We start from the raw sequence: 10,244 nt of genomic DNA on the forward strand, positions 1-10,244 counted from the left end.
TTCGGTTTTAACCTACGACATACCCGGCAGCTTTGAAGTAGTTTCAACACTCATTTGGGTCGTACAGATCACAGATTGATCCGATGGCCTCAAAGACTTCGGTGAAGGTTCTCGCTCCAATTCTTCGTAAGTGAACTTTGCGTTTGGAGAACGCTTGTTCGATGGGGTTCAGGTCCGGCGAGTATGGTGGCAGATATTAGGAGGCAGCAGCCGTGGTCGCTCTGAGCTTGGGCCGTTTCCTTGTTTTGGTGGGTCGCCAAGTTGTCGAGAATGACGACCGTACCGGGCACGATTTCGGGAACCAGTGTTTCGCGGATATAGGCGGCAAAGGCAGGGCCATCCATCCACTGCCCGGCAGTGCGTGTTTACATGCATGAGGGGGGCGCTTTTGATCACCCATGGCGCGATGAAGGCTTCCTGGGTCAGCCCCGCGATCAAGGTTTGAGTTCCCCAGCTTCCAAAGGGCGCATCCATGGTAAGACGCTCAGACTTTCTGGACGCCTACAACTTCGCACGTCGCTTAAAAACGCTCAGCGGTCTCACGCCTTACGAATACATCTGCAAAATCTGGACATCAGAGCCAGATCGATTCATCCTAAACCCGATCCACCAGATGCCGTGACTGAGCCCCTAATAATTCTTCATCTGCTTTCCACTTGACGAAACCCAAGATAGGCGGTTTTTTGCGCAAGCTGGGGCGATTAATAGTTACAGGGTACCTGCTCAATGGTTGTCACAACACAATTTTCCGTTGAAACGATTCTAGATGATCTCCAATTAAACGGTTTTGAGAGCGGCGACCAATTCGGATCGACGGTGCAAGCTCTATCTGGCGGCGGGTTCGCTGTCGTATACGGGAACCACTTCAACACCACTGATACTCTTGCGGTGTCAATCTACTCAGATGATGGCATTCCGGTTCAGACAGCGACCGGAACCTACGTGTTGCCTTATTCTGGGTCAGCTCTCGGCGTGCAGATGTCTGGCGACCCGGTTATTGCCGAAAACGCAGACGGAAGCATCCTGCTTCGCTGGAACAGCGACGATGGCTCATTCGGTCACGGTACTGACTTGTTCACCGCGTCGGTCGACCCCGTTAGCGGCACGATAGTCCGGCCACAAGCGCTTGTTCAAAACTCTACCGAGATTGGGAACATGGCTTTGACCATTGGGAGCAATGGAAATCAGTACACACTATATCAAGATGCCACCTTTGAATCTCTTGATCTTTCCCGAAAAAACCCGGATGGCTCCCATATCGCAATCAGTTCGATTGGAGATCATTTTAAGGACTACGAAAGTGTCGACATCGTTACGCTTGCTGACGGACGATTGCTTATTGCCGCCACTGCGGAGGGCACCGGAGATACAAATCCAATCTACGTTCAATTTCGAACGGGAACTGGCCAACCGATTGGTTCCTACACCGCGATGACACAAATCGATCTGGTCGGACCATCTGATGCAGATACAGATATAAAGCTGGCGGCGCTGCCTGATGGAGGGTTTGCGATTGCATATGCGGGCGAAGTTGACGGTGAGGCCGGCGTGCTCTTGCGCATTTTCACAGATTTGGACACTAATCCCGACGGAATTGGGCCAATCCGGGTCGACGCCAATCTGGCTGCAGTCGAAAGTGCAGTTGACATCGTTGCATTGGTCAACGGTTGGGTAGCGGTGAGTTGGACGGAAGCGAACGCAGACGGGGGAACGGACATTCTGGCGCGTGTCTTCGATGATACCGGCACTCCGTTAACAGAGGCTTTTCTGGTTTCAAGCGGAGAAACGGACGCGGATGACTCGAGCCTTGCGGCTCTTGCCAATGGAAGCGTTGTTGTCTCTTGGACTGACGCACAAGCGGACTCCGACGGAACATCTATTCAGGGAAAAATATTGGCTGCAGGTATGGATATTACAGGGGATCAATTCGCGAATTCACTGCTCGGTGGACCACTGGACGACAAGATCAGCGGCGGCGGCGGGGATGACTCGATCAATGGGTATGGGGGCGACGATCTGCTGCATGGCCAGGGCGGCAACGATACGATCGATGGAGATCTTGGTAACGATAGACTCACGGGCGGTGAGGGTCACGACAGCCTCTATGGTTGGAGCGGAAACGATACACTCGTTGGCGGCCGCGGCGATGACACCTTACTGGGTGAACTGGGAAATGACAGACTGTTTGGCGGGGACGGCTCGGATCAATTGTTTGGCGGTGCCGGCAACGATTACCTGAACCCCGGTAACACGACTGGCGCAGATTATGTACAGCCGGGAACCGGAAACGACACCATTGACTTTTCTGACCTGGCTTCGCCGGACGCCTATGTTGAGATCGACAATTATGGCCTCTCCTCGGGTGTGACGGTCACAATTGATGGCGCTACCAATACCGGCAGTATCGGCAAGGGTGCCGAGGGAACGACAACCTTCCTAGACATCAATCAGGCTATGGCCGCCGAAAATGGCGGTGCTGGAATATACGGAACCATTCATAACGACACGTTCAACATTGCCCCGACAAAGGATGGGTTTTTGTTGATCATGGGCATGCACGGCAATGATGTGTTCAACATTTTGAACGGTGAAGGCCTCATCCGCTTAGGATCGTCATGGTGGAACGCGACGACGGGTATAGTCATTGACCTGTCTACGGGCATCGTGAGTGAGGATGGCTACGGCGGTCAGGATACCATTATCGGTGTGGAAAACTTGCGCGAAGTCCGTACCAGCATGATGGATGACAGCGTGCTGGGAAGCGCGGGCAACGATCAGGTTATCCTGATGGCAGGCAATGACACCGCTGACGGTGGCGCTGGTTTTGACGTGCTGCGCTACGACCGACCCGGCGTCGAGGCAGTAAATGTGAACCTGCAGACAGGCGTCGCAACCGGCACGTGGCGGGGTGAGACCTTCAACCACTCGATAAAAAACTTCGAAGAGGTGCGCGGATCACGCGAGGGCGACGATACTATCGTTGGCGGAGATGGCCAGAACAACTGGATCGAGGGGCGGGGCGGAAACGATTCAATCCTGGGCGGTTATGGCAGTGATACGCTGCTAGGCGAAAGCGGCAACGACTCCCTCTATGGCGGCAATCAGGACGATACGCTTGACGGCGGTGACGGCGACGACCGCATATGGGGCGGTCTGGGGCGCGATAAGGCGTATCTGGGCGATGGCAACGACGTTTTCAACGATGAAGCACAAAACGATCAGTTCGGCGGTGACAAGGTTTACGGCGGGAGCGGGAATGACACGATCAACGGTGGCGGTGGCCATGACCAGTTTCGAGGCAACGACGGCGCAGACCGAGTAAGCGGTGGCGTGGGGAACGACACACTCTATGGCGGCAACCAGAACGACACGCTCCACGGTGGTGACGGTCACGATCGCATCTGGGGCGGCCTTGGACGCGACGATATCTTCATGGGCAATGGCGATGATGTGTTCACCGATGAAGCGCAAAACGACCAATTTGGGCGAGACAAGGTTTACGGCGGAAGCGGCAACGATACGATCAACGGTGGCGGTGGCAATGACGAGTTTCGAGGCAATGCCGGCGCAGACCAAGTAAGCGGTGGCACAGGGAACGACACGCTCTATGGCGGAAGCCAAGATGACACGATTATTGGTGGCGACGGCGATGACCACATTTGGGGCGGTTTAGGGCGCGACAGGATTTTCATGGGCGACGGCAATGATGTGTTCACCGATGAAGCGCAGAACGATCAGTTTGGGCGGGACAGAGTCTACGGCGGCGACGGCAATGACACGATTAATGGCGGTGGCGGCGATGACACGATTAGTGGCGGCGACGGCGACGACCACATTTGGGGCGGTCTAGGGCGCGACACGATTTTCATGGGCAACGGCAATGATGTGTTCACCGATGAAGCGCAAAACGACCAATTCGGGCGCGACACGGTCTACGCCGGAAGTGGGAATGACACGATCAATGGCGGCGGCGGCGATGACGTGATCTATGGCGGCGCTGGCGGTGACGATTTGCGAGGCGGTAGTGGCACTGATTCATTGAACGGTGGAGCAGGCAATGACACATTGAGCGGCGGTGCGGATGCGGATGTGCTGATCTTCTCGAGCGGCGAAGATCAGGTGATCGGTTTTGGTCCCGGCGACCGGATTGTCCTGAGCGGTGTTTCGGAGATCACTGATTTTGCGGATCTACAAGCCAACCATCTTTCGGGTGGCGCAGATGCAGTGATCGACGATGGCGAGGGCAACACGATGACACTCGTGGGCGTGGCCGAGGGTGTGCTTGATGTCGGCGACTTCATCTTCTGATCTGGGAAGACCCGTATTGATCGTGAGCATCATCAGCGTTTGAGGAGTTTGCTGACGATAGATAAGGCAGATTCTATCCTGAGAATGCGCCCACCTGCATGGCCATGGCGTTCGAAGATGATGGTTACCCCCATTTGGCTCAGAGGCGGTTGAACCCGGCGGATTGGCACATGACGCCCCGTATCTTTGCGGGCCCGCTGGATGTGGTTTCCGCGCGCCCTGCGCAGCCTTGGTACCGTCCTCAAAAGTAATTCAATGCTGGCTGTTTCGCGGGTTGCGGGTTCGATTATTTTATTTTATACGCCGGCTCATCCAGTAAGGCGCATACGGATAGTCTCAAAAATACGAGGTCCCTTAGGTTCGCCTTGACTTTTGATGCCGAGCGATTCGATAGGCAACGCCCAGAGGTTATCTGGGATACGCATGTGGTGTCGCACAATGAAGTGGAGAAAGTGCCCCTATAGCTCAGCTGGTAGAGCAACTGATTTGTAGCGTCGCTTCAGGCTCCAATACTGAGGCATTGTTGCAGCCCTCGATGGAAACGTTGAGGTGAACTGGTGTCAAATTCGGGGAAACCTGAGCAGGTAGAGCTGCTGGCAATCCCGAGCGAAGCTTTCTGGGGCAACCTAGATTGAACGTGTAGAGACTTGACGGCACCCACCTAAAGCCCTTTCGGGCCATGGTGAAGAGAAAGTCCAGACCACGAAGCGCCACGTGCGTGGCGACGAAAGTCGTAGTGGTATGAATCAGTAGGTCCGCGGTTCGAGTCCGTGTGGGGGCACCATTTCTACTTTGTGAGCTATTGGCTCGAATATCCTAAAAATATCAGCTGGTTACGCGGTTCGACAACCGGCTTTGAGGTCATAGGCCAAGGGGCCGTTAAAGGCCGCTTTCACTGTCCGGCACCTCCCCAAATGGTGTGGCAAATGACATTGCAATCTTGTGGTCGCCTGACGGCGTTCCATTCGTTGTCACGGTTTTCATCGACACGCAGCAGGGAAAGACACGCGAGGCCGTCGCCTCTGTCAGTGAGGTTGCTAGATTGGCGCTGGATATGGCTGTGTGACAAATTTCAGACGTTCGCGCGCTGTGCATCATCGGTGAAATTGGGCTCTTCCGACACTTTCGCAGCGTTATGTTAGAAGGGCGGTTCAACTCATGGTATGCGGAACTTTGCTGCCATCCAATGAAGCGCGTTACTATTTGACTGGATTGTCGTGCCCCCAAGCCGGTGAGCGTGGGCCGCTGTAAGGCTGTAGGTCTACGCAGAACTGATAGGTCGTCTTGCCTTCCAACTCGAAGACGACATGCTTGGTTGCAAACACAAGGTAACGGATCGGTTCCTTGGGCGTGCCGATTCTGCCAACGCCGTCAAGACGATCCCAACCGTGATCGTCAAAGCGTTCGCCAACGTGAAGCGGCATAAAGGGGCGTTCTGACTGAAATACGGCCACAGGCTTATGTTCGCCCGAAATGTCGCAAAGAACGAGTTCGTAAATATCTGGCATCAGAACAATTTTCTTCCTTCCAAATTCCCCGAGAACCTAACCCAGTGCTTACCATCTGACGAGCAGAAAGGGTCTTCGCGGTCATCGGATGCAAGGCGGCATCTACCAAAACTCCGTTTGGGGGCAGTCTTAGACGCTCCAAACTGCCGCCCATGCGGTTTCTACGCCAGCTCAGCTTCATCCTAGAGCCTTTGAGTACAACCTCTCACTCTCCACCAAGTCTGGTGACGGGATATGTGCAAACTCACGTAGTTCAGAGCTCTAGGAATTGAGCAATCGCGCCGATGGAGGCTTCATGCGCCTCCGGTCGATCCCACCCTTCAGGGTCATCGCAGATCGGGTCTTCGCCTTCTTCAATCAGCAATTGCGGGGCGATCTCGGTGCAGACGGGAAGGAATGAGTAGTGGTGGGCATTGGGGATCACCGTGTGCTCGGCATTCGGCAGCATCTCGGCCAAACCGCTGCCTTCGGCGCGCAAATCGGTTGTGAGCCACGGGAAGTTATCACCGAGGGAGACCAGTTGCACCGGCCGCTTGATGGCCGCAGCGCTTTCCGGAACCGCCGCATAGGTAAAGCCGGGATCAACTGCAACAATGCTGGTAAAGCGCGTGTCGGCCATGTCGGCCGAAAACTCTGTCGGACCAATTCATTTGATGACGGACATGTCGAATTTGGTAACGTTCCAACGATCCAGATCGGACCGTAGCCACCAAGCCAAACATGGCACTGTCGCCTTCACATTGCGGTTATTTGTGCGTCGTGCAGCATTTGCGGTAGAGCGAAGACGGCATCGCGGGACTACTCAAGAAAGTTCGCGATTGGTTCGTTCTCAAAGTCGGCCAGTGCTGCGCCGAGCGCATCCTTGTCGGTCTTAAATCGCTCATCTGAGATGAAGGATGTACCCTTGGCGTTGGTGATCTCCAAAATCCACTCTGCTTCATCAACCCCTCGGTAGATGCTGATCTCAAACGGATGCCCTTCCACGAGCAGCTTTTGGCAAAGAGGGCTTTCGATGATGGGATAGTCGTCATCGTCTGCAAACATATCGGGGTTCAATCCGCGTTCTTTGAGGTAAAGTGTTGCGGCGTCATAGGCGGCTTTGTCAGCAACAAACACATGCGGCCATTCCACAGGTTTGCCATCGACTTGCATTTTCGAGGGTCCAGGCAAATGTTCCGATCTCGCGGAATATCTCGATATCCACATCATGGTTGCCAATGATGATGGACTGGCAAAAATCGCTATATTCGAAATCGGCTGAAAGCATGGATCACCTCCTGATCTCTTTGGCGTGTTTTTCGCCGCCCGGCGTTGGTGTGTCAACGGACGTCGCGCAAGCATCTGGTTGCAAATGGGTTTCCACCGACCAATCTCACGCATACTGTTGCCCCATCACGCTTGCTGAGAGGGAATGGCGATGAGCCATACGAAGAAGTCTTGGAAGGATATCAAGCCGGTTCTGTCTGGATTTTCTTCGCCTCAACTGCTGGGATTGGTCCAGGACCTATACCGATTGAATGCAGAAAACGCGTCGTTTATGCATGCCCGTTTCTTGAGTGACGATGCAGAGCAGGACCATCTTGCCCCTTACATGGCAAGGATACAGCGCGCCATCAGCCCAAAGCAGCCTTGGAAGCGGCATGTAAAACTGATCGAAGGCAGAAAAGCCATCAGTGAGTTCAAGAAAGCCAACGGCAACATCCGCGATACGCTGGCTCTCATGATTTACTACGTCAAATGCGGTAATGATTTTACACTTGAGTTCGAGGACATCGACGAGGGTTTCTATGACAGCTTGTGTTCAATGTTCTCGAGTGTCGTTGAAACCCTTCTGAAACAGCAGGATCAGGAGCTTTTTGCGGAGTTTTTGCCTTCGCTTGAGACTGAGCTTCACCGCGTTGATGGTCAAATTGGTTGGGGCTATCCCGATGAGCTGTCAGATCACCTTGCCGACCTAAAGGATGCGTTTGAATAGCAGCTCGGGGTTGTAAAACACTCGGCTTGAATTGGGAGGCGCCCGCACCGACAAGGACGGCCCATAAGAGACAGACTTCAGCACCCAGCTACGATGCTGCGGTCGCAGCCCGCTTACCGGCCATTCGCGGCGACCGCGAAATTTGGAGACGGTCGAACTCACAGTATGCGGGACACAGCTGCCTTTTGCTTGCGCCGCATTTGCTGACGCCGAAAATGCTCGCATCTGCCGCACGTAATTTTTTGCGCCGCAGCGGATTTCCCGATTGCGGTCATTCGAGCCGGTAGAAACAAGCGAGATCCAAACCGTCATTTCGCTGTGGCAAGTTTCGACCATCCAGGAGCGGGACTTTGCGGTCGTTCGAGACGATTAATTCAATGTCCGCTGTGACCGATACCCCGGCTAGCCCCCAGCATTTTTACCTGTTGTCAGCTAATGAGCTTTGTCAGCAAATTCAGGGCGATAAGAAAGAAGGCCACGGCAAATACCGCTGAGATATATCGTTGCCTGGCATAGTATTTTTCCACCATTCGTGGCCGAGACAGCACCGTCGTGGTGAAAGTATGCCCCAAGGTGGGAATAACGCCGCTCAGAAACACGGCCGCTATCTTCCAAGTGGCGCTTGCATCCGGTGGAATAAGCGCTGTGAACACTGACGCGAAGAACAGAATCGCCTTTGGGTTTGTGAAGATGACAATAAGCCCGGTCACATAGAATGAGCCGCGACCTTTTGGTGCTTGTGGAACACCGTTATCTGCATTTGGTGTCAGTGTTGTTCTTAGGGAGCGATAACCCAGGTATAGAAGATAGGCGCACCCCAACAGTTGGATTGCTAGAATGAGCTGAGGAAACTCGCGAAAAACCACATCGCTGCCAGCAATCGCAACAATGCTCCAAACGACGTTTCCGGTTGAAATACCGAGCCCCGTTATGAATCCGGCGGACCAGCCGCCTCTCAGAGAAGAGTCGATCACTGCAAGCATGTTGGGACCCGGTGTCATCCAGGCTAGAGCCAAAATTCCTGAAATAGTGAGCAGCGAGAAAAGAATATCGGAGTGTGGCATTTAGTTGGCCTTCATGCAGCATCATCGTTACAGTTCTCTGTCCTATCTCACCACTTCACTTCATTGACTAACCATGATTTCAGTCATAGGGTTTAGAAAACCTAATACCTTTGAGTGCCCGTGAAAAACCTGAATCTGAATTCCCTCAGAATGTTCGCATCCGCCGCCCGTCATGGCAGCTTCCTCAAGGCAGGAGTGGAGACGAACCTTTCTCAAGGCGCCATTTCCCAACGCATCAAGCAGCTTGAGATAGAGTTGGGTGTAATGTTGTTTGAGCGCGAACCGCGCGGTGTTTCACTCACACAGGCTGGTCAAGAACTATTCCAAACCGTCGAAACTTGTCTCGAAATGTTGGATAAGACGGCAAGCCAGGTCCAGCAGCTTGGCAATGAAGTCACGGTGCATGTTTCGCCGACTATCGCGCGGAAATGGCTCGCCCCTCGACTGCCGATGTTTTCAAAGCTGAAACCGGGGTTAAAATTGACCATCGAAGCCAGCGCACAAGTGCTTGAGCGGCCATTGCATCAAAACGAAATCGCTCTGCGACATGGGAAGACTTTTGGAACCGGTCGCGGACAGCAGATGCAACAGCTTATCGAACTGGAACTGGTCGCAGTGTGCAGTTCTGATCTGTCCAGTATCGGGGCTCAACCCAGTTTAGAGAAAATACTCGCGTCATCGCTGATACAAGATAGCCACCGGAGATGGGATAAGCTGTTAGCGCGTCATTGCTCCCAAGAGACTCTGGAGCCGTTGAATTTCAACTCCGCCTCGCTGGCGATAGATGCGGCAATAAACAAGCAGGGCATTGCAATCGTGCCATTATTGTTTGTCCAAGATGACATTGATGCAGGCCACCTTAGAGAGGTTTGGCGAGATGAGCAGGCCTCTGGAGAGCATATTTTTCTGGTTTGGCCGACGCAGCCGGTTACGTCAAAACCAGTGATGGACGTAGTTCATTTGATTCAAAACGAATTTTGTCAAAATCCAAATGGCTAAAGTATATGCGGGTACCTGTTACCGGTCTGAATCTCAAATGCTGACATTCGTGCGTGGTGCAGCATTCGATAGAATGGGCTCGCAACCGCCGTTAGATCGATCACAGCATGTTCACTTGTTGGATCTTATCGTCCCAACATGGACGGCCCAGAGCGGATGAGGTGGGTGGCTCCTGCTCCACCGGCATCGAATGTGCCAAAGTGCAGTTGTAGTTGACTGCTAGGAAAAGTGCAGTTGTAGTTGACTGCTAGGCTCCAGACTCATTGATTTACAGCCAGAATAGGACTGTAGCAGCGAGAGCGATGGCCGAGAGGAATACCTTTGGGCATCTGTCATATCGGGTGGCGACGCGCCGCCAATCCTTCAGGCGTCCGAACATGATCTCAATGC

At 53.6% G+C, this 10,244-nt stretch carries 9 protein-coding genes and 2 pseudogenes; 5 read left to right on the forward strand and 6 right to left on the reverse strand.

Annotated features, from left to right (window positions below):
• Positions 1 to 43: 43 nt before the first annotated feature.
• Positions 44 to 193 (reverse strand): hypothetical protein, encoded by a 150-nt coding sequence (locus tag AB1E34_RS23120; RefSeq protein ID WP_372574677.1) that lies wholly within the window; start codon positions 191 to 193, stop codon positions 44 to 46.
• A 291-nt stretch (positions 194 to 484) separates the two neighbouring features.
• Between AB1E34_RS23120 and AB1E34_RS23125 the strand changes: the two are divergent.
• From AB1E34_RS23125 to AB1E34_RS26150, 3 genes and pseudogenes are all read left to right on the forward strand, one after another.
• Positions 485 to 622 (forward strand): annotated as a pseudogene (locus tag AB1E34_RS23125) (IS481 family transposase); the annotation flags it as partial.
• A gap of 104 nt (positions 623 to 726) precedes the next feature.
• A complete protein-coding gene (locus tag AB1E34_RS23130) occupies positions 727 to 4,308 on the forward strand; it encodes a calcium-binding protein (protein ID WP_372574668.1) in 3,582 nt (1,193 codons plus the stop codon).
• Between the two features lie 895 nt (positions 4,309 to 5,203).
• Entirely contained in the window at positions 5,204 to 5,374 is a 171-nt protein-coding gene (locus AB1E34_RS26150; RefSeq protein ID WP_510769687.1) for a serine hydrolase, read from the forward strand.
• 133 nt (positions 5,375 to 5,507) lie between these two features.
• On the opposite strand, the gene AB1E34_RS23135 is transcribed toward AB1E34_RS26150, so the two are convergent.
• The 3 genes from AB1E34_RS23135 to AB1E34_RS23145 form a co-directional block, all read right to left on the reverse strand.
• Entirely contained in the window at positions 5,508 to 5,816 is a 309-nt protein-coding gene (locus AB1E34_RS23135) for a hypothetical protein (protein WP_372574669.1), read from the reverse strand.
• A 253-nt stretch (positions 5,817 to 6,069) separates the two neighbouring features.
• On the reverse strand, positions 6,070 to 6,435 hold the full coding sequence (locus AB1E34_RS23140; RefSeq protein ID WP_372574670.1) for an alpha/beta fold hydrolase family protein: 366 nt from the start codon (positions 6,433 to 6,435) through the stop codon (positions 6,070 to 6,072).
• A 179-nt stretch (positions 6,436 to 6,614) separates the two neighbouring features.
• Positions 6,615 to 6,968: a hypothetical protein gene (locus tag AB1E34_RS23145; RefSeq protein ID WP_372574671.1), complete on the reverse strand. Its 354-nt coding sequence runs from the start codon at positions 6,966 to 6,968 to the stop codon at positions 6,615 to 6,617.
• A gap of 265 nt (positions 6,969 to 7,233) precedes the next feature.
• Between AB1E34_RS23145 and AB1E34_RS23150 the strand changes: the two genes are divergently transcribed.
• A complete protein-coding gene (locus AB1E34_RS23150) occupies positions 7,234 to 7,791 on the forward strand; it encodes a hypothetical protein (protein WP_372574672.1) in 558 nt (185 codons plus the stop codon).
• A 428-nt stretch (positions 7,792 to 8,219) separates the two neighbouring features.
• Here the strand turns inward: AB1E34_RS23150 and AB1E34_RS23155 are convergent, their stop codons facing one another.
• Positions 8,220 to 8,855, reverse strand: coding sequence for a LysE family translocator (locus AB1E34_RS23155; RefSeq protein ID WP_372574673.1), 636 nt, complete (start codon positions 8,853 to 8,855; stop codon positions 8,220 to 8,222).
• Between the two features lie 120 nt (positions 8,856 to 8,975).
• Here AB1E34_RS23155 and AB1E34_RS23160 point away from each other — a divergent pair, with 120 nt between their 5' ends.
• Entirely contained in the window at positions 8,976 to 9,854 is an 879-nt protein-coding gene (locus AB1E34_RS23160; protein ID WP_372574674.1) for a LysR family transcriptional regulator, read from the forward strand.
• A 268-nt stretch (positions 9,855 to 10,122) separates the two neighbouring features.
• On the opposite strand, the pseudogene AB1E34_RS23165 reads toward AB1E34_RS23160, so the two are convergent.
• Positions 10,123 to 10,244 (reverse strand): annotated as a pseudogene (locus AB1E34_RS23165) (IS5/IS1182 family transposase); the annotation flags it as partial.

Source organism: Ruegeria jejuensis (assembly GCF_041537905.1).
GTDB lineage: Bacteria > Pseudomonadota > Alphaproteobacteria > Rhodobacterales > Rhodobacteraceae > Ruegeria_C.

Bases quoted from the DNA above. Each gene is read 5' to 3' on its own strand.
- AB1E34_RS23150 (WP_372574672.1), top strand. From the start codon at position 7,234: ATGAGCCATACGAAGAAGTCTTGGAAGGATATCAAGCCGGTTCTGTCT.
- AB1E34_RS23130 (WP_372574668.1), top strand. From the start codon at position 727: ATGGTTGTCACAACACAATTTTCCGTTGAAACGATTCTAGATGATCTC.
- AB1E34_RS23155 (WP_372574673.1), bottom strand. From the start codon at position 8,855: ATGCCACACTCCGATATTCTTTTCTCGCTGCTCACTATTTCAGGAATT.
- AB1E34_RS23140 (WP_372574670.1), bottom strand. From the start codon at position 6,435: ATGGCCGACACGCGCTTTACCAGCATTGTTGCAGTTGATCCCGGCTTT.
- AB1E34_RS23145 (WP_372574671.1), bottom strand. From the start codon at position 6,968: ATGCAAGTCGATGGCAAACCTGTGGAATGGCCGCATGTGTTTGTTGCT.
- AB1E34_RS23135 (WP_372574669.1), bottom strand. From the start codon at position 5,816: ATGCCAGATATTTACGAACTCGTTCTTTGCGACATTTCGGGCGAACAT.